This window comes from Gilliamella sp. B3022 (genome assembly GCF_028751545.1).
Lineage (GTDB): Bacteria > Pseudomonadota > Gammaproteobacteria > Enterobacterales > Orbaceae > Gilliamella.
Genome location: NZ_CP071867.1, coordinates 2486573 through 2504814, shown reverse-complemented (window position 1 = coordinate 2504814; position 18242 = coordinate 2486573). Strand labels below are relative to the sequence as shown.

General features: G+C 41.4%; 16 protein-coding genes and 4 pseudogenes. 12 read left to right on the top strand and 8 right to left on the bottom strand.

The genetic code is table 11. The features are described 5' to 3' along the window. Positions 1-4 precede the first annotated feature (4 nt). From J4T76_RS11365 to J4T76_RS11350, 4 genes are read left to right on the top strand one after another with little or no spacing between them, the layout of a single operon-like run. A complete protein-coding gene (locus J4T76_RS11365; RefSeq protein WP_267347872.1) occupies positions 5-775 on the top strand; it encodes a TIGR03759 family integrating conjugative element protein in 771 nt (256 codons plus the stop codon). Next, positions 775-1299, top strand: a complete 525-nt coding sequence (locus J4T76_RS11360; RefSeq protein WP_267359829.1) for a PFL_4695 family integrating conjugative element protein — start codon at positions 775-777, stop codon at positions 1297-1299. The genes J4T76_RS11365 and J4T76_RS11360 overlap by 1 nt, the downstream gene beginning before the upstream one ends. A gap of 38 nt (positions 1300-1337) precedes the next feature. Then, positions 1338-3512: a type IV conjugative transfer system coupling protein TraD gene (gene traD / locus J4T76_RS11355; RefSeq protein WP_267347871.1), complete on the top strand. Its 2175-nt coding sequence runs from the start codon at positions 1338-1340 to the stop codon at positions 3510-3512. A 5-nt stretch (positions 3513-3517) separates the two neighbouring features. Then, positions 3518-4216 carry a TIGR03747 family integrating conjugative element membrane protein gene (locus J4T76_RS11350; protein WP_267347869.1) on the top strand — a complete coding sequence of 233 codons (699 nt, stop codon included), beginning with the start codon at positions 3518-3520 and terminating at the stop codon, positions 4214-4216. Between the two features lie 68 nt (positions 4217-4284). Here the strand turns inward: J4T76_RS11350 and J4T76_RS11345 are convergent. Beyond that, positions 4285-5682: pseudogene (locus J4T76_RS11345) on the bottom strand (Tn3-like element Tn3 family transposase); the annotation flags it as partial. Positions 5683-5793: 111 nt separating this feature from the next. After that, positions 5794-6189 (bottom strand): annotated as a pseudogene (locus J4T76_RS11335) (helix-turn-helix domain-containing protein); the annotation flags it as partial. Between the two features lie 87 nt (positions 6190-6276). On the opposite strand from J4T76_RS11335, the gene tetC reads away from it, so the two are divergent. Further along, entirely contained in the window at positions 6277-6870 is a 594-nt protein-coding gene (tetC, locus tag J4T76_RS11330; protein WP_000428546.1) for a tetracyline resistance-associated transcriptional repressor TetC, read from the top strand. 112 nt (positions 6871-6982) lie between these two features. Here tetC and tet(B) read toward each other — a convergent pair whose 3' ends face one another. Continuing rightward, complete coding sequence (tet(B), locus tag J4T76_RS11325) at positions 6983-8188, bottom strand: tetracycline efflux MFS transporter Tet(B) (RefSeq protein ID WP_001089072.1); 1206 nt, start codon at positions 8186-8188, stop codon at positions 6983-6985. Between the two features lie 81 nt (positions 8189-8269). On the opposite strand from tet(B), the gene tetR(B) reads away from it, so the two are divergent. Then, complete coding sequence (tetR(B), locus tag J4T76_RS11320) at positions 8270-8893, top strand: tetracycline resistance transcriptional repressor TetR(B) (RefSeq protein ID WP_000088605.1); 624 nt, start codon at positions 8270-8272, stop codon at positions 8891-8893. Here the strand turns inward: tetR(B) and J4T76_RS11315 are convergent. The 3 genes from J4T76_RS11315 to J4T76_RS11305 are packed head-to-tail and all read right to left on the bottom strand — an operon-like array spanning position 8871 to position 10264. Next, positions 8871-9557, bottom strand: a complete 687-nt coding sequence (locus tag J4T76_RS11315; RefSeq protein WP_001284954.1) for an ArsR/SmtB family transcription factor — start codon at positions 9555-9557, stop codon at positions 8871-8873. The two genes, tetR(B) and J4T76_RS11315, sit on opposite strands and share 23 nt — an antisense overlap. A 7-nt stretch (positions 9558-9564) precedes the next feature. Continuing rightward, positions 9565-9951 carry a hypothetical protein gene (locus J4T76_RS11310; protein WP_000460651.1) on the bottom strand — a complete coding sequence of 129 codons (387 nt, stop codon included), beginning with the start codon at positions 9949-9951 and terminating at the stop codon, positions 9565-9567. Further along, positions 9944-10264 (bottom strand): antibiotic biosynthesis monooxygenase family protein, encoded by a 321-nt coding sequence (locus J4T76_RS11305; RefSeq protein ID WP_000562370.1) that lies wholly within the window; start codon positions 10262-10264, stop codon positions 9944-9946. The genes J4T76_RS11310 and J4T76_RS11305 overlap by 8 nt, the downstream gene beginning before the upstream one ends. A gap of 443 nt (positions 10265-10707) precedes the next feature. Between J4T76_RS11305 and gltS the strand changes: the two genes are divergently transcribed. Beyond that, on the top strand, positions 10708-11913 hold the full coding sequence (gene gltS / locus J4T76_RS11300) for a sodium/glutamate symporter (protein WP_000599533.1): 1206 nt from the start codon (positions 10708-10710) through the stop codon (positions 11911-11913). A 230-nt stretch (positions 11914-12143) separates the two neighbouring features. After that, positions 12144-12263 (top strand): annotated as a pseudogene (locus J4T76_RS11295) (LysR family transcriptional regulator); the annotation flags it as partial. A 15-nt stretch (positions 12264-12278) separates the two neighbouring features. Here J4T76_RS11295 and J4T76_RS11290 read toward each other — a convergent pair. Continuing rightward, positions 12279-12644 (bottom strand): annotated as a pseudogene (locus tag J4T76_RS11290) (transposase); the annotation flags it as partial. Positions 12645-12677: 33 nt separating this feature from the next. Beyond that, positions 12678-15683 carry a Tn3-like element Tn3 family transposase gene (locus J4T76_RS11285; protein WP_001143759.1) on the bottom strand — a complete coding sequence of 1002 codons (3006 nt, stop codon included), beginning with the start codon at positions 15681-15683 and terminating at the stop codon, positions 12678-12680. A gap of 163 nt (positions 15684-15846) precedes the next feature. Here J4T76_RS11285 and J4T76_RS11280 point away from each other — a divergent pair, with 163 nt between their 5' ends. The 4 genes from J4T76_RS11280 (at position 15847) to J4T76_RS11265 (ending at position 18236) form a co-directional block, all read left to right on the top strand. Further along, positions 15847-16404, top strand: a complete 558-nt coding sequence (locus J4T76_RS11280; RefSeq protein ID WP_152953140.1) for a recombinase family protein — start codon at positions 15847-15849, stop codon at positions 16402-16404. A 173-nt stretch (positions 16405-16577) separates the two neighbouring features. Next, on the top strand, positions 16578-17438 hold the full coding sequence (locus J4T76_RS11275) for a broad-spectrum class A beta-lactamase TEM-1 (protein WP_000027057.1): 861 nt from the start codon (positions 16578-16580) through the stop codon (positions 17436-17438). A gap of 245 nt (positions 17439-17683) precedes the next feature. Next, positions 17684-17998, top strand: coding sequence for an integrative conjugative element protein, RAQPRD family (locus J4T76_RS11270; RefSeq protein WP_267347863.1), 315 nt, complete (start codon positions 17684-17686; stop codon positions 17996-17998). Beyond that, positions 17991-18236 (top strand): hypothetical protein, encoded by a 246-nt coding sequence (locus J4T76_RS11265; protein WP_267347862.1) that lies wholly within the window; start codon positions 17991-17993, stop codon positions 18234-18236. Before J4T76_RS11270 ends, J4T76_RS11265 begins: the two co-directional genes overlap by 8 nt. Positions 18237-18242 lie beyond the last annotated feature (6 nt).

The window sequence follows — 18242 nt, the reverse complement described above, 5'->3', positions numbered from 1 at the left end:
AAATATGATACTAAAAAAACAAATATGCTTGTTATTGCTATTAAGTTTTATTTCTTGGAATTTATTAGCTAATTCTCACCTAGTTTCTAAGAATACCGATTCCACTGAATCTGAATCAGTTGAAAAATTTGATAAGGAATCTAGGAATACGCAAGATGAGAAAATTAAAGAAAAAGCATCTTTTTGGGGATTAACAGTTACAGAATGGCAAAAATATGAAAACCTTATTAATGAAAAAGGGCGACGATATTGGTCTCCTAATCTTGATCCTCTAACAACTCTTGGCGTTGAATCTGAAACAGAAGAAGAACGAGAACATTACGCAAAACTTCTCGTAAAAAAAGAATTTGAACGTACTGCTAAAGAACTTGAATTTCAACGAATTTATAATCGTATGTTTAAGCAACTTTATCCAAACACATTACCCATCGAACTGGATGATAATCCTAATTTTGTCGCACCTCTAAATTATGAGGGGGAACGAATAGTTTTATTTATCGATGTTAATGATAATGTCAGGGGAGAAATATTATTAGGTAAAGCATTGAAAACTAACAAGGAAATTGATATTTATTTGTTGAATACCAAACATGATGATCTAGCGGTCCAAAAGTGGGCCAACCTAAATCATCTTCCTCTTGATAGAGTAAAGAGTGGTGAAATTACATTAAATCACAATAATGGTCAATGGGAACACTTAGGAAAAAATACCTTGCCTATTTTGATACAAAATCAAGATGGTAAGTGGAGACAAATTGAATTGGGTGATTTGTAATGTTTATATTCAAAAGAGCATTGAGTTTAATTTTTATCATTTCTATAACTACTACACATTCTGCAATGGCTGATTTGAATGTTATTAGGGACTATGGCGGGAATTCAATGGGAATATATTATGATATGTTAGATCCTCAAGATGAATATAGCAAACAGCAACAGCAGTTTTTAGCTCCAGAAAACATGAAAATTGATGAAGGAACATATTTACCTGTCCACAGCGAAAAACTTTCTGTAGGTAGGTTTGAGTCTTATCAAGTTGATTATCCCACATTAAATCCTTTTATCATTTTAGGTGCTGATGATCTTTCAATTGAGTGGTTAAAAGCAAGAAATAATGATCTAGAAGCGATTGATGGGTTAGTGGGGGTCGCCGTCAACATAAATGATGTCAATCAGCTTAAAATGTTAAAATCTATTACTAAAATCCCTATATATGCCATGCCTGGTGATGAGTTAGCAGAGAAGTTTCAATTAACACTATATCCTGCTTTAGTTACAGCAACAAGCGTTGAACAATAAGTTTTTCCTAGATGTTAACATAATATAAATATTAAATCATGAGTAATGAACACGGTATTGAAACGATATTCAGACCTGCCTCTGAAATGTATAGTGCAGTTACATCTATCATTTGTGCATGGATCTGTCTTTTTGCACCATGGGCAGTAGCATTATCATCCTCTGTTAATATTGGTGTTGCAGGGGCATTTCTTCTGTTTGGCATTTATCGAGCTAGGCAAGGTATAAAAATTATTCGTTATAAACGTAATATAAAACGTTTACCGTTTTATTCTCTGACAAGTGAACAAATCCCTGTTAGCCAAAAATTTCTTTTTCTGGGAAGAGGGTTTAAATGGGAGCAAAAACACTTACAAAGAATTATCTTATGTCGGCGAGAAGAATATAAACGTTTTGTTCAACCATCACCTATATATAGGGCTGCTAGACAATTGGAACAAAAGCATGAAAAAAGCCTTATAGCAAAGTGTACTAGTTCAAATCGTTGGTTTAATCCATTGAAACCATTACCACCAGTTGGCGGAAACCCATTCTTACATGGTGTTGAAATTGATGAGATTGATATTATGATGCCATTTGTGGATAGAGGAGGTCATACATTAGTACTGGGAACAACAGGTGTCGGAAAAACAAGACTGTTAGAAGTACTTGTTACACAAGATATAGCTAGAGGTGATCCTGTTATTGTTATTGATCCTAAAGGAGATGCTGACGTATTAATAAGAATGTATGCTGAAGCAAAACGAAACGGCAGATTAGACGAGTTTTATGTATTTCATTTGGGTTATCCAGAAATATCGGCTAGGTATAATGCTATTGGTCGTTTTAGTCGAATTACTGAAGTTGCACAACGGGTTTCGGCTCCACTGGCAGGAGAGGGGAACAGTGCAGCATTTAAAGAGTTTGCTTGGCGATTTGTTAATATTGTTACCAAAGCTTTAATTGAGTTGGGTCGTCGACCAGATTATATACAAATCAATCGTTATACAAACAATATGGATGTTTTATTTTTAGAATATGCTCAGCACTATTTTGAAAAACATGATCCGAAAGCATGGATTACTATTAGCGAAATGGCAACAAAAATTAATGACAAGAATGTTTCACTAGCAATGCGAGGAAGAGATAAATTTGTCGTAGCACTTTATGACTATATAGCTGCTAAAAAAATTCGTGATGATGTTCTTGAAGGTTTGCGTTCAGCAATTCAATACGATAAAACATACTTTGATAAAATTGTTGCTTCATTAATGCCATTTTTAGAGAAGTTGACAACAGGAAAAACTGCACAATTATTAGCCCCCGACTACTTGGATATCAATGATGAACGACCAATTTTTGATTGGGAGCAAGTTATTCGGAAAAAAGGAATTGTCTATATTGGACTTGATGCGCTGTCAGATGCGGTGGTTGGATCTGCGGTTGGAAACTCAATGCTAGCAGATCTGGTATCAATAGCTGGATATATTTATAAATATGGTGTTGATGATGGGTTACCGGGCGAGAATAGATCTAAAATCAATGTGTGTTTACATACTGATGAAGTAAATGAAATTATGGGAGATGAGTTTATTCCACTTGTGAACAAAGCCCGAGGGGCAGGAATAAATGTTACTGCATACACTCAAACGATTTCAGATATTGAGGTTAAAGTGGGGAGTGCCGCAAAAGCAGGGCAAGTGCAAGGTAATTTCAATAATATAATTATGCTACGAGTTCGTGAAACTAAAACAGCAGAACTTATTACGTCACAGCTTCCTAAAGTTGATATTTATAAAAATACGGTAGTATCAGGTGCAAGCGATACACCGAGTCCTGATACAAAAACAGATTTTACTTCGAGCACTCAAGACAGAATTAGCACTGAGTCAATGCCATTACTAGAGCCGTCAGAACTAATACAGTTGCCTAGAGGTCAAGCATTTGTCCTGACTAACGGAGGGGTTTTATATAAAGTTCGCATGCCGCTTCCGTCTAAAGAGCAAGATATTATGATGCCCGATTCCATCAATACACTTTCTAAAGAAATGGCCAAAAGTTATTCAACGGGTGAAAACTGGTGGTTAAGTTCACATTCAGCATGGGAAAAGTCTGAAATAGATAATGATTCAGAAATTAATTGTTCTCAGGAAAATGAATTACCAGTTCATTTAGCATTGGACATTGATGATGATGAAAAAGCTTTTTTACATACTTTAAATTCGGATAAATAAGAATCATGGCTAATATTGAAAAATCGGACACTAATTCGAATACAACAAGAAAAAAAGGATTTATTGTCTCTATAATTTCTACCCTTTTTTTTTCACTTCTTATAAGCATTGTAATTGAATGTATTGGTATAACATTTTTTTGGCCAGAACTAGGTGATAGTCATAGTAAAGAAATGCTTAATACTGAGTTTGGTTACTTGACTAAAGACTTTGTTGATAGTTTTATTTTGTCTGAGCCTTTAGTTTTTGCAGAAAATATTATTACTAATGCATATCAATTTATTGCTATCAAAACTGGATTAATTGAAATAATAGATGGAACAGTGAACGATGAGAGTTCTATTATATATAAATATATTAATTCAGTAGGCGTTTACGTGAAAGCCATTATTAATGTTATATTGGTTTTTTTGGTTCGCTTAGTTATTTTGATTCTTTCAATACCTATTTTCATACTTGCATCTATTGTTGGTTGCGTCGATGGGCTTGTTCGGCGAGACATTCGAAGGTTTGGAGCGGGTCGTGAATCAAGTTTTCTATATTATCATTCTAAAGCGTGGATAAAGCCCATGTTAATTTTATCATGGCTTATCTATTTATCAGTTCCTTTCTCAATCCATCCCAATACGATATTTATACCGATGGCTTTTTTATTTGGTCTAAGTATTAGCATTACATTTGGTTCATTTAAGAAATATTTGTAAGCGGGGTCTGACGCTCAGTGGAACGAAAACTCACGTTAAGCAACGTTTTCTGCCTCTGACGCCTCTTTTAATGGTCTCAGATGTCCTTTGGTCACCAGTTCTGCCAGCGTGAAGGAATAATGGCCGAGCATATTGATATGTCCGTGGCAAAGCGGGGAGAGGCGTGCGATATCTTCATCATTCAGTGTTTCACCCTGCGCCCGGAGATGATCCAGGGCTGCCTGCATATAAATAGTGTTCCATAACACGACGGCGTTAGTGACCAGCCCCAGTGCGCCCAGTTGATCTTCCTGACCGTCGGTATATCGTTTTCTTATCTCACCTTTTTGACCGTGACAGATGGCTCTGGCAACGGCATGGCGACTTTCTCCCCGATTAAGCTGGGTCAGAATGCGCCGGCGGTAATCTTCATCATCAATATAATTAAGCAGATACAGCGTTTTGTTGATGCGCCCCACTTCAATGATTGCCTGAGTCAGTCCGGAAGGACGTTCACTTTTCAGCAATGAACGGACCAGCACTGAAGCCTGTACTTTGCCCAGCTTCAGGGAGCCAGCGGTCCGGATCATTTCGTCCCACTGAAGGACTATTTTTCGGGGATCTGATTGCCCTCTGGCAATATCATTCAGCACGCCATAGTCGGCATCATGGTCCATTCGCCAGAAAACCGAAGCACCGGCATCAGCCAGGCGTGGAGAAAACTGGTATCCCAGCAGCCAGAAAAGGCCAAAGACAAGTTCGCTGGCACCTGCTGTATCGGTCATAATTTCGGTTGGATTCAGCCCGGTCTCCTGTTCCAGAAGACCTTCCAGCACAAAGATAGAGTCCCTCAGCGTCCCCGGTATAACGATGCCATGAAAGCCGGAATACTGATCGGACACAAAGTTGTACCAGGTGATCCCTCTGTTATTACCAAAGTATTTGCGGTTCGGTCCGGCATTGATTGTTCTGACTGGCGTAACAAAGCGCATTCCATCTGCAGATGCCACTTCTCCTCCACCCCATATCTGTGCCAGTGGCAGCGTTGCCTGAAAATCAACCAGTCTGGCATTAGCGCTGGTGATAGTTTCAGCCCGCAGATAGTTCGCTTTTGTCCAGTTCAGCCGGTGTCGGGTCAGTGCAGGAACATTTGATCTGATCAGTGGTTCCAGACCGATATTGCAGGCTTCAGCCATCAGCACGGCGCTGATGCTGACGGGCAGATCATCAACTCTGGCACTGGCTTCACTAGCATGGAAAAACTCATCAGCAAATCCGGTATGGGCGTTAATTTCGAGCAGCAACTCCGTTAAATCCACCGGAGGGAGTAGATCACTGATCATTTTGCTCAGTCGTTTCAGACTGTCCGGCTCATCAAGACTGGCGAGGGGAGAAATTGTCAACCGGGGCTTCGGGCCAGAAACATCGAGTTCGACAGCCTCATTTTCGCAAAGACGTGCAGCAACCTGTCTGTAACGACTATCAAGCTAAGGGAAGACTTACTCGTGGCTGCAACCCTACTAGCTCAAAATTTATTCACACATGGTTACGCTTTGGGGAAATTATGAGGGGATCTCTCAGTGCATTGCCTCCAATTCCCATAATTTATTACGCCGATAATAACTTGGTGTAACCTTAAAAATGTACTTAAATCGACGTGTAAAAGATTGTTGGGAATCAAATTGATATTTTAATGCGATCTCAAGGATAGTTTTTTTCGTCAACCTCAACTCAACAGCCGCTTTCGTCAAACGACGAGCACGAATATAGCTAGCCAGTGTGACCCCTGTTACTTTTTTGAACAGCCGCTGAAAATACCACTTGGTATAACCCGCTTTATTCGCCACATCATCAAGCAGTAAAGACTGATCTAAATTATGTTCAATCCATAATAGAACATCTTTGATAACCGTTGTATGAAACTGCTTATCATCATATCTTAATTGGATGTTATTAGCTTTATTTTGATAGCGAGAATGCTGTTCAATATACATAAAATAACCTAAATGTTCTTAAGATTGTCACGACCACATCATCATGATACCATAAACATACTGACGGTATGTTATTTTAAATCTATCATGGAAAATAAAAATCATCAACAAGAAAATTTTAAGAGTACCTATCAATCACTGGTTAACTCAGCACGAATATTGTTTGTTGAAAAAGGCTATCAAGCTGTTTCAATAGATGAGATCTCGGGAAAAGCGTTGGTGACCAAAGGTGCCTTTTATCATCACTTTAAAAATAAAAAACAATTACTCAGTGCCTGTTATAAGCAGCAATTAATTATGATTGATGCCTACATCACAACAAAAACTGATTTAACAAATGGTTGGTCTGCCTTAGAAAGTATATTTGAACATTATCTTGATTATATTATTGATAATAATAAAAACCTTATCCCTATCCAAGAAGTGATGCCTATCATTGGTTGGAATGAACTTGAAAAAATTAGCCTTGAATACATTACTGGTAAGGTAAACGCCATTGTCAGCAAATTGATCCAAGAGAACCAACTTAAAGCTTATGATGATGATGTGCTTAAAAACTTACTCAATGGCTGGTTTATGCATATCGCAATACATGCGAAAAACCTAAAAGAGCTTGCCGATAAAAAAGGCCAATTTATTGCTATTTACCGCGGCTTTTTATTGAGCTTGAAAGATAAATAAAATAGATAGGTTTTATTTGAAGCTAAATCTTCTTTATCGTAAAAAATGCCCTCTTGGGTTATCAAGAGGGTCATTATATTTCGCGGAATAACATCATTTGGTGACGAAATAACTAAGCACTTGTCTCCTGTTTACTCCCCTGAGCTTGAGGGGTTAACATGAAGGTCATCGATAGCAGGATAATAATACAGTAAAACGCTAAACCAATAATCCAAATCCAGCCATCCCAAATTGGTAGTGAATGATTATAAATAACAGCAAACAGTAATGGGCCAATAACACCGGTTGCATTGGTAAGGCTCACCAATAATCCCTGTAAAGCACCTTGCTGATGACTCTTTGTTTGGATAGACATCACTCCCTGTAATGCAGGTAAAGCGATCCCACCACCAGCCAATAAAATTAAAACAGGGAAAACTAACCAACCTTCAGATATAAACGCTAAAAAGGCAAATGCACTACTATCTGCAATAAATCCGAGCAGTACTGCCGTTTTTTCGCCCCATTTAGTGGCTATTCTTCCTGCCACAAAGGCTTGGAATACTGAGTGTAAAAGACCAAGACCCGCTAATGAAAAGCCAACCATCATGCTATTCCATCCAAAACGATTTTCGGTAAATAGCACCCACACCGTTGCGGGAATTTGGCCTATCAATTGCGCTGAAAAATAAATAATCAACAAAATGGGCATCGTTTTAAATAAAGTGATGTATACCGAATTCGATTGCGTCTCAACCCCTACTTCGGTATCTGTATTATCACGTGTATTTTTGGTTTCACGGAACCAAAACATAACCACAAGGAAAGTGACAATATTTAGCAACGCAGCGATAAAAAAGGGACTATGCGGTGAAATCTCTCCTGCAAAACCACCAATAATAGGCCCCGCTATTAAACCAAGCCCAAAACTTGCCCCTAACCAACCGAACCACTTCACGCGTTGAGAAGCTGAGGTGGTATCGGCAATGACCGATGCCGCGACAGCCCCAGTAGCTCCTGTGATCCCTGAAAGCAAACGGCCTAAATACAGCATCCAAAGCGCACTTGAAAAAGCCAGCAATAAGTAATCCAGCGATGCGCCTATTAATGACAACAACAGCACTGGGCGCCGACCAAATCGGTCAGACATTTTTCCAAGCCAAGGAGCAAAGATAACCTGCATTAACGCATAAAGTGCAAGCAATACGCCAAAGTGGTTAGCGATATCTTCCGAAGCAATAAATTCACGTAATAACGTTGGCAAGACTGGCATGATAAGGCCAATCCCCATGGCATCGAGTAACGTAATTACCAATGCGATCTTTGTCGAACTATTCATTTCACTTTTCTCTATCACTGATATGGAGTGGTAAAATAACTCTATCAATGATAGAGTGTCAACAAAAATTAGGAATTAATGATGTCTAGATTAGATAAAAGTAAAGTGATTAACAGCGCATTAGAGCTGCTTAATGAGGTCGGAATCGAAGGTTTAACAACCCGTAAACTCGCCCAGAAGCTAGGTGTAGAGCAGCCTACATTGTATTGGCATGTAAAAAATAAGCGGGCTTTGCTCGACGCCTTAGCCATTGAGATGTTAGATAGGCACCATACTCACTTTTGCCCTTTAGAAGGGGAAAGCTGGCAAGATTTTTTACGTAATAACGCTAAAAGTTTTAGATGTGCTTTACTAAGTCATCGCGATGGAGCAAAAGTACATTTAGGTACACGGCCTACAGAAAAACAGTATGAAACTCTCGAAAATCAATTAGCCTTTTTATGCCAACAAGGTTTTTCACTAGAGAATGCATTATATGCACTCAGCGCTGTGGGGCATTTTACTTTAGGTTGCGTATTGGAAGATCAAGAGCATCAAGTCGCTAAAGAAGAAAGGGAAACACCTACTACTGATAGTATGCCGCCATTATTACGACAAGCTATCGAATTATTTGATCACCAAGGTGCAGAGCCAGCCTTCTTATTCGGCCTTGAATTGATCATATGCGGATTAGAAAAACAACTTAAATGTGAAAGTGGGTCTTAAAAGCAGCATAACCTTTTTCCGTGATGGTAACTTCACGGTAACCAAGATGTCGAGTTAACCACCCTTTAGATTCATAAAGCGAAAATAATGCGGCTCCAACGTACCCACCTAAATGGAAACGGCGTTCACTCCAATCTAAACACGCACAACAGATTTTACGTGAATGTTTGGAAGGAACGTCAATTCCCATTTCATGAAAATATTGAATACCACTTAATGTGATCATTGAACCATTTTCAGTGATCCATTGCTGTTGACAAAGGGAATCATAGATCTTAACGGCAACTTCGCCAGCTAAATGATCATAGCAAGTACGTGCTTTTCGTAAATGCACTGGCGTGGAAACTTTGGCATGTACGCCATGGTTTAAGGAGATCCCCATCATACTTTCCATCAATTCAGCAATATCTTTTCCTGCTAGCCGAAAATAACGATGCTTGCCTTGAGCTACTACTGTGATTAGCTGGCAATCTAATAATTTAGATAAATGACTGCTCGCCGTTGAAGCTGATATATTCGCCACAGAACTTAGCTCAGTGGCTGTCCAAGCTCGCCCATCCATCAAAGCACTGAGTATTTTAACTCGTGAAATGTCAGACATAGCCGCCCCTATCGCGGCTATTGAGGACTCAAAGGTAACCTCTTTTCGTATTAAATTAGCCATCGCAAGTTCACTTTATTGCCCAAGGGAGCGTAACAGATGCAGCCATACTATCATTGTCCGTTATTAATATCAGTTGGTTAGCATGGTCACTGTATTGCACTAAAATATTAATGTTATTCTCCGCCAATACTCGTGCTATTTCGCCAAGTTCCCCCGGTTTTTCCTGTTTTAACTTACGAATTAATGGTGTCCGGATCGCAAGTACTAACAGTCCAGCTTGCTCTAGCGCTATTTTAGCTTCCTTTCCTTGTTCAACAAGAAAATGAGCATGGCATTCATCACCAACCGTAAATATCCCTCCCCCTTCCAATCCAATACCTTTATTACCTAATGTTTTTCCTAGTAATGCTAATTGTCCTATTTGATTATCTAAAACAACGTGAACATCAAACATTATCCTTGTCCTTTTTAAATGAATATTCGCGAGTAATATGAGCAATACTAATTTTGTAAAAATCAAATATTGACTCTCGCCCTTCTTGTTGAGCTTTCGCATGTAAAACATGATTTTTCCATTGCAGAACTGCGTATTCGTTTTCCCACCAAGATAGCGATAACATTTTTCCTTCTGTAGCTAGACTTTGAAAACGTTCAATTGAAATAAAACCAGCTACATGACTTAATAGTGGTCTTAACTCCTCAGCTAAAGTCAAATAGCGAGTTTGTTGGTCGGGTTGTATTTGCACCTCAAATATTACAGCAATCATATTTTTCTCCGTTATTAATCAACAAACAGAGTAATCCACCCGAAAATTAACACTTCGATAAGCAACGAAATATAGAAAGGTCATGCTGCTGTTTTATGTTGTATATCACACTTCTTTAAATTGCTCGGCCTGCGCTTATCATGTTCTCCTTCTCTTATAATTTTGTTTATTATTTATACTTTTTTATTTTTTGCTATCACCGAAAATAGTGCGGATCCCGCATGGTATTTAGGTTTACCCATCATTAAATACCATTGTTGTTATTTTAATCTTTTTAATATTTCATGATTAAGATCACACTAAAATTATGACCCTATTAACTAAAAGTTATGGATACCCTAATAAAACTCATTGTTAAAGATTAGTTAACCAAAGTAACTTCATTTTTCACTATTGTTAAATTGTTATAGTGAAAATTCTGGTAAACTAATAGAGGTAAAAAAATGATCCTAGATGCCAGTTATACATTATTAGTCGCATGTATCGCGCTACTCATAGGAATGTTTGTCGTAAAATTTACCCCGTTCCTACAAAAAAACCACATACCAGAAGCCGTCGTTGGTGGCTTTATTGTTGCAATTGTTCTGTTAATTATTGATAAAACATCAGGTTATTCGTTTACTTTTGATGCTTCATTGCAAAGTTTATTAATGCTCACATTCTTTTCCTCTATCGGGCTAAGTTCTGACTTTTCTCGACTGATTAAAGGAGGAAAGCCGTTAGTTCTATTAACTATTGCAGTAACGATCCTAATCGCCATTCAAAATACTGTCGGCATGAGTATGGCTGTCATGATGAATGAAAGTCCATTTATTGGCTTAATTGCAGGTTCAATTACTCTAACAGGTGGTCATGGTAATGCCGGAGCATGGGGCCCTATTCTCGCTGATAAATATGGTGTAACAGGCGCCGTTGAATTAGCGATGGCTTGTGCAACACTTGGATTAGTGTTGGGTGGTTTAGTTGGCGGCCCTGTTGCCCGTCATCTTTTGAAAAAGGTCTCTATTCCTAAAACAACCGAGCAAGAGCGCGACACTATCGTTGAAGCTTTTGAGCAACCAAGCGTCAAAAGAAAAATCAATGCAAATAACGTTATTGAAACCATTTCAATGCTGATTATCTGTATTGTTGTTGGTGGCTATATCAGTGCATTGTTTAAAGATACTTTTCTGCAACTGCCTACTTTTGTCTGGTGTTTATTTGTCGGTATTATTATCCGTAATACACTGACTCATGTATTTAAACACGAAGTGTTTGAGCCGACCGTCGATGTATTAGGTAGCGTTGCTTTATCGCTTTTCTTGGCAATGGCGTTAATGTCATTAAAATTTGGTCAATTGGCAAGCATGGCAGGGCCAGTATTAATTATCATTGCTGTACAAACTGTTGTCATGGTGCTATTTGCCTGCTTTGTCACCTTCAAAATGATGGGCAAAGATTATGATGCTGTCGTGATCAGCGCGGGTCACTGTGGCTTTGGTATGGGAGCAACACCAACAGCAATTGCGAATATGCAAACAGTCACAAAAGCATTTGGACCATCACATAAAGCTTTCCTTGTCGTTCCTATGGTCGGTGCCTTTATTGTTGATATTTCAAACAGTATCTTAATTAAAATATTTATTGAAATTGGTACATACTTTACCTAATAGCTACACACTACTCGGCGTACTTCTCCTAACAATTTATTATAGGGCAGTATGCCGAGCCGCTTTCTTACCCCGTATATTCCCCTAGTCAATCTATTTAGCTTGCACGTTTACGAATTAATTCTCGTGACAACTAAACCAAAATTTGAATTATGACGAGTATATCTGATTATTTATACTTTATTCGTTAGAATAGTCCGTAGAAATAAATAATCAGTAGGCTACATGGAATGAAATTAAGACATCTCGATATCTTTTATGCTGTAATGACTTGTGGTTCCTTAACGCGTGCGGCTGAAGTTTTACATATTTCTCAACCCGCGGCGAGTAAAGCACTCAAACATGCTGAGCACTGAGAGATCCCCTCATAATTTCCCCAAAACGTAACCATGTGTGAATAGATTTTGAGTAAGCAGGGTTGCAGCCACGAGTGAGTCTTCCCTTGTTATTGTGTAGCCAGAATGCCGCAAAACTTCCATGCCTAAGCGAACTGTTGAGAGTACGTTTCGATTTCTGACTGTGTTAGCCTGGAAGTGCTTGTCCCAACCTTGTTTCTGAGCATGAACGCCCGCAAGCCAACATGTTAGTTGAAGCATCAGGGCGATTAGCAGCATGATATCAAAACGCTCTGAGCTGCTCGTTCGGCTATGGCGTAGGCCTAGTCCGTAGGCAGGACTTTTCAAGTCTCGGAAGGTTTCTTCAATCTGCATTCGCTTCGAATAGATATTAACGGGGTCTGACGCTCAGTGGAACGAAAACTCACGTTAAGCAACGTTTTCTGCCTCTGACGCCTCTTTTAATGGTCTCAGATGTCCTTTGGTCACCAGTTCTGCCAGCGTGAAGGAATAATGGCCGAGCATATTGATATGTCCGTGGCAAAGCGGGGAGAGGCGTGCGATATCTTCATCATTCAGTGTTTCACCCTGCGCCCGGAGATGATCCAGGGCTGCCTGCATATAAATAGTGTTCCATAACACGACGGCGTTAGTGACCAGCCCCAGTGCGCCCAGTTGATCTTCCTGACCGTCGGTATATCGTTTTCTTATCTCACCTTTTTGACCGTGACAGATGGCTCTGGCAACGGCATGGCGACTTTCTCCCCGATTAAGCTGGGTCAGAATGCGCCGGCGGTAATCTTCATCATCAATATAATTAAGCAGATACAGCGTTTTGTTGATGCGCCCCACTTCAATGATTGCCTGAGTCAGTCCGGAAGGACGTTCACTTTTCAGCAATGAACGGACCAGCACTGAAGCCTGTACTTTGCCCAGCTTCAGGGAGCCAGCGGTCCGGATCATTTCGTCCCACTGAAGGACTATTTTTCGGGGATCTGATTGCCCTCTGGCAATATCATTCAGCACGCCATAGTCGGCATCATGGTCCATTCGCCAGAAAACCGAAGCACCGGCATCAGCCAGGCGTGGAGAAAACTGGTATCCCAGCAGCCAGAAAAGGCCAAAGACAAGTTCGCTGGCACCTGCTGTATCGGTCATAATTTCGGTTGGATTCAGCCCGGTCTCCTGTTCCAGAAGACCTTCCAGCACAAAGATAGAGTCCCTCAGCGTCCCCGGTATAACGATGCCATGAAAGCCGGAATACTGATCGGACACAAAGTTGTACCAGGTGATCCCTCTGTTATTACCAAAGTATTTGCGGTTCGGTCCGGCATTGATTGTTCTGACTGGCGTAACAAAGCGCATTCCATCTGCAGATGCCACTTCTCCTCCACCCCATATCTGTGCCAGTGGCAGCGTTGCCTGAAAATCAACCAGTCTGGCATTAGCGCTGGTGATAGTTTCAGCCCGCAGATAGTTCGCTTTTGTCCAGTTCAGCCGGTGTCGGGTCAGTGCAGGAACATTTGATCTGATCAGTGGTTCCAGACCGATATTGCAGGCTTCAGCCATCAGCACGGCGCTGATGCTGACGGGCAGATCATCAACTCTGGCACTGGCTTCACTAGCATGGAAAAACTCATCAGCAAATCCGGTATGGGCGTTAATTTCGAGCAGCAACTCCGTTAAATCCACCGGAGGGAGTAGATCACTGATCATTTTGCTCAGTCGTTTCAGACTGTCCGGCTCATCAAGACTGGCGAGGGGAGAAATTGTCAACCGGGGCTTCGGGCCAGAAACATCGAGTTCGACAGCCTCATTTTCGCAAAGACGTGCAGCAACCTGTCTGTAACGACTATCAAGCTGATGACCCAGAGATTTTATTGCTTCCTGCGGGTCTGTCGGGTGCCCCAAAGAACGATAAACCTTAATCCGGTTTGCCTGCCAGTCAGCACCCTGTAGTAATCTTGCACGAGGATCTCCCCACCGGTTACTGCCGGTAACGTAGACATCCCTCCGCCTCAGACTATCCTGCAGTTTACTGAGAAAGCAGAGCGTGTATCCCCTGCGGGTGATATGTTTTTCCTTGTTAATCACCAGCCGTTTCCATGACCGACTGATAATTTCCGTTGGTGCGTCGTCAAAAAACTGCCGCCGTGAGCTGAACTCCCGGCTGAGGTAGTCACAGGCATTCAGAGTGGTAACCCCGGCAGGTGCGGATGAAAATTTAACGGTATTCAGCAGATGGGGCAGGAAACGACGAACGCGCCCGTACTGCTCCACCATTTCTTCATGAAAATTATCGTCTGAGGGCCGGGCAATTTCACGGACAAGCGTGATGATTTCAGCCAGCTTTTGCCTTGGGATGTAGCTGAACACCTCAGCACGAATCGATTCGTCCGGTGTTTCTTCTTTCAGCAGGTACGAACATGCGCTGGCGAGCGCCAATGCAGATTTATCCAGATCCTTCAGCGAGCGGAGCCGTTTTTTCTGCCCAATCTTTCTGGCGTCACGGATGATAACGGCCAGCATGGCGTCCAGAACGTCCAATGCATCATCCAGCGCCAGCGTTTCCCATGCAAGGACAAAGGCAACCAGAACCGCCATCCTTTTCTGCGGTGACATCCTGGCAATATTGAACACCGAAGTCATACCAGCATAACGTGCGAGATTTTTCAGGCGCACAGCCGGGAGTGTACTCAGGTTTTCAGCATGCAGGCCAAAATCGTTCAGAGTTTTCCAGCGTTCAATTGCTTCATTAAACGCCGGACCACTGATGGTCACAGGGCCCTTTTTCAGTGATTCCAGTAAAGACAGGCGGCTGCAATCAGTTGGCCCCAGCAGCATCTCCAGCTGTGAACGCTGTTCGGCTGACGGTATCAGTGCCAGTTTGTTCCACAGGCGCAACGTCGCCTTTTCCCTTACCTCTGAAATCAACCGGGTCAGCGTAGTGGCTCCGGGGAGAATAATACGATGTTGCATAAGCCACCCTGTCGCCAGATCGAAAAGCAGGCCAGGACGTTCGTTGCTTATCCAGCTCCGGGTATATAAAAGACGGGTAAGGCGAAATGTCCAGGGCCAGGCAAATTCACGATACTGATAGTGCTGACGTATCAGCGCTGCATGCTCACGGCGGGTATTTTCCCTCTGACCGTATTCTGCAAGAACGGTGATATCACGAATCCCGAGCTGTCTGGCGGTAAAATGCCGGACGCCGGAAGGAATATGATTCATATCGGTGAGGAAGGTGCCCAGAAAACGGACACATCCAATTTGCAGGGCAATGCCCAGACGGTTGTGATCACCTCTGCTTTTTCCGATAAATTCCTTGTCTGCTTCATCAAGGTGAAAATATCGTGCCAGCTGAAGCTCATCCGGTTCACCGGTGAATCTGCCATAGCTTTCAGTCTGCTCAGTGGTCAGAAAGTCAACGGGCATATCGGCCTCCCTGCCTGACGGGCATTTAGTAACATTTTTGCAACCGTACGAAATGTTATAAATTATCGGACATCGTAAAACTGTTACATTAATATGTCTATTAAATCGTAAATTTGTAATAATAGACATGAGTTGTCCGATATTCGATTTAAGGTACATTTTTATGCGACTTTTTGGTTACGCTCGGGTCTCAACCAGTCAGCAGTCTCTTGATCTTCAGGTCAGAGCACTCAAAGACGCAGGTGTGAAAGCAAACCGTATATTTACCGATAAGGCATCCGGCAGTTCAACAGATCGGGAAGGGCTGGATTTGCTGAGGATGAAGGTGGAGGAAGATGATGTCATTCTGGTTAAGAAGCTCGACCGTCTTGGCCGCGACACTGCCGATATGATCCAACTGATAAAGGAATTTGACGCTCAGGGCGTGGCAGTCCGGTTCATTGATGACGGGATCAGTACCGACGGTGATATGGGGCAAATGGTGGTCACCATCCTGTCGGCTGTGGCACAGGCTGAACGCCGGAGGATCCTAGAGCGCACGAATGAGGGCCGACAGGAAGCAAAGCTGAAAGGAATCAAATTTGGCCGCAGGCGTACCGTGGACAGGAACGTCGTGCTGACGCTTCATCAGAAGGGCACTGGTGCAACGGAAATTGCTCATCAGCTCAGTATTGCCCGCTCCACGGTTTATAAAATTCTTGAAGACGAAAGGGCCTCGTGATACTATAGGTTAATGTCATGATAATAATGGTTTCTTAGACGTCAGGTGGCACTTTTCGGGGAAATGTGCGCGGAACCCCTATTTGTTTATTTTTCTAAATACATTCAAATATGTATCCGCTCATGAGACAATAACCCTGATAAATGCTTCAATAATATTGAAAAAGGAAGAGTATGAGTATTCAACATTTCCGTGTCGCCCTTATTCCCTTTTTTGCGGCATTTTGCCTTCCTGTTTTTGCTCACCCAGAAACGCTGGTGAAAGTAAAAGATGCTGAAGATCAGTTGGGTGCACGAGTGGGTTACATCGAACTGGATCTCAACAGCGGTAAGATCCTTGAGAGTTTTCGCCCCGAAGAACGTTTTCCAATGATGAGCACTTTTAAAGTTCTGCTATGTGGTGCGGTATTATCCCGTGTTGACGCCGGGCAAGAGCAACTCGGTCGCCGCATACACTATTCTCAGAATGACTTGGTTGAGTACTCACCAGTCACAGAAAAGCATCTTACGGATGGCATGACAGTAAGAGAATTATGCAGTGCTGCCATAACCATGAGTGATAACACTGCGGCCAACTTACTTCTGACAACGATCGGAGGACCGAAGGAGCTAACCGCTTTTTTGCACAACATGGGGGATCATGTAACTCGCCTTGATCGTTGGGAACCGGAGCTGAATGAAGCCATACCAAACGACGAGCGTGACACCACGATGCCTGCAGCAATGGCAACAACGTTGCGCAAACTATTAACTGGCGAACTACTTACTCTAGCTTCCCGGCAACAATTAATAGACTGGATGGAGGCGGATAAAGTTGCAGGACCACTTCTGCGCTCGGCCCTTCCGGCTGGCTGGTTTATTGCTGATAAATCTGGAGCCGGTGAGCGTGGGTCTCGCGGTATCATTGCAGCACTGGGGCCAGATGGTAAGCCCTCCCGTATCGTAGTTATCTACACGACGGGGAGTCAGGCAACTATGGATGAACGAAATAGACAGATCGCTGAGATAGGTGCCTCACTGATTAAGCATTGGTAACTGTCAGACCAAGTTTACTCATATATACTTTAGATTGATTTAAAACTTCATTTTTAATTTAAAAGGATCTAGGTGAAGATCCTTTTTGATAATCTCATGACCAAAATCCCTTAACGTGAGTTTTCGTTCCACTGAGCGTCAGACCCCTAAGCCAATTTTTTTTAAAAAATCAAAAAAGATTTAATTGATGTTTTTTTCATATTAATCATTATAGTAGAAATCCGGTTCAAAACTGGAGAAAAAACATGCGAAAGCATCCTAACATAATTCTTTCAATAGTTGGTTTATCTTTATTGTTAAGCTCTGATTTGGCTGTAGCAAACGAAAAAGAAGAACTCGCATTAGTGTTAAAACAACTCAAACAAGTTAAACAATCTTTACTTAAAAGTGAAATTGTTTCAGGAACCGAGCAATCAGAACGTTATCATTTTAACTATAAAGCAATACAAAATGATATTGATCATGTCATGCAAGGTATTGAAAGCTACATATCCCCGACAAGATCTCAACCTCGTTCGCTTAACTTTCCAGTGATTGAAGGCGAATATCAAAATGAATGATATGAGCGAAAAAACACTTAAGGCTTTTGAAGATGGTGCAACATTCACAATGGATCAATCCTTCAATTTTTTTGGTGCAATATGTATCGGTATAGCTCTATTTATAGTAGCTATCATTATTTTTTGTCTCTTAAAAGGTTTAGGGAATGAAGGTCTAAAGATTGATGAGTTGCCATCAGTTATTATTCGAGCTGTTGTTTTTGTTTTAATACTGGGATCTTTTATTTATTTTCAATAAAAATTT

What these genes read in the sequence shown, in the direction of transcription:
- J4T76_RS11365 (WP_267347872.1), top strand. Translation starts at nt 5, where the DNA reads ATGATACTAAAAAAACAAATATGCTTGTTATTGCTATTAAGTTTTATT.
- J4T76_RS11360 (WP_267359829.1), top strand. Translation starts at nt 775, where the DNA reads ATGTTTATATTCAAAAGAGCATTGAGTTTAATTTTTATCATTTCTATA.
- J4T76_RS11315 (WP_001284954.1), bottom strand. Translation starts at nt 9,557, where the DNA reads ATGGCTAATTTAATACGAAAAGAGGTTACCTTTGAGTCCTCAATAGCC.
- J4T76_RS11280 (WP_152953140.1), top strand. Translation starts at nt 15,847, where the DNA reads ATGCGACTTTTTGGTTACGCTCGGGTCTCAACCAGTCAGCAGTCTCTT.
- J4T76_RS11285 (WP_001143759.1), bottom strand. Translation starts at nt 15,683, where the DNA reads ATGCCCGTTGACTTTCTGACCACTGAGCAGACTGAAAGCTATGGCAGA.
- J4T76_RS11350 (WP_267347869.1), top strand. Translation starts at nt 3,518, where the DNA reads ATGGCTAATATTGAAAAATCGGACACTAATTCGAATACAACAAGAAAA.
- J4T76_RS11275 (WP_000027057.1), top strand. Translation starts at nt 16,578, where the DNA reads ATGAGTATTCAACATTTCCGTGTCGCCCTTATTCCCTTTTTTGCGGCA.
- traD (WP_267347871.1), top strand. Translation starts at nt 1,338, where the DNA reads ATGAGTAATGAACACGGTATTGAAACGATATTCAGACCTGCCTCTGAA.
- J4T76_RS11310 (WP_000460651.1), bottom strand. Translation starts at nt 9,951, where the DNA reads ATGTTTGATGTTCACGTTGTTTTAGATAATCAAATAGGACAATTAGCA.
- J4T76_RS11270 (WP_267347863.1), top strand. Translation starts at nt 17,684, where the DNA reads ATGCGAAAGCATCCTAACATAATTCTTTCAATAGTTGGTTTATCTTTA.
- J4T76_RS11265 (WP_267347862.1), top strand. Translation starts at nt 17,991, where the DNA reads ATGAATGATATGAGCGAAAAAACACTTAAGGCTTTTGAAGATGGTGCA.
- gltS (WP_000599533.1), top strand. Translation starts at nt 10,708, where the DNA reads ATGATCCTAGATGCCAGTTATACATTATTAGTCGCATGTATCGCGCTA.
- J4T76_RS11305 (WP_000562370.1), bottom strand. Translation starts at nt 10,264, where the DNA reads ATGATTGCTGTAATATTTGAGGTGCAAATACAACCCGACCAACAAACT.
- tetC (WP_000428546.1), top strand. Translation starts at nt 6,277, where the DNA reads ATGGAAAATAAAAATCATCAACAAGAAAATTTTAAGAGTACCTATCAA.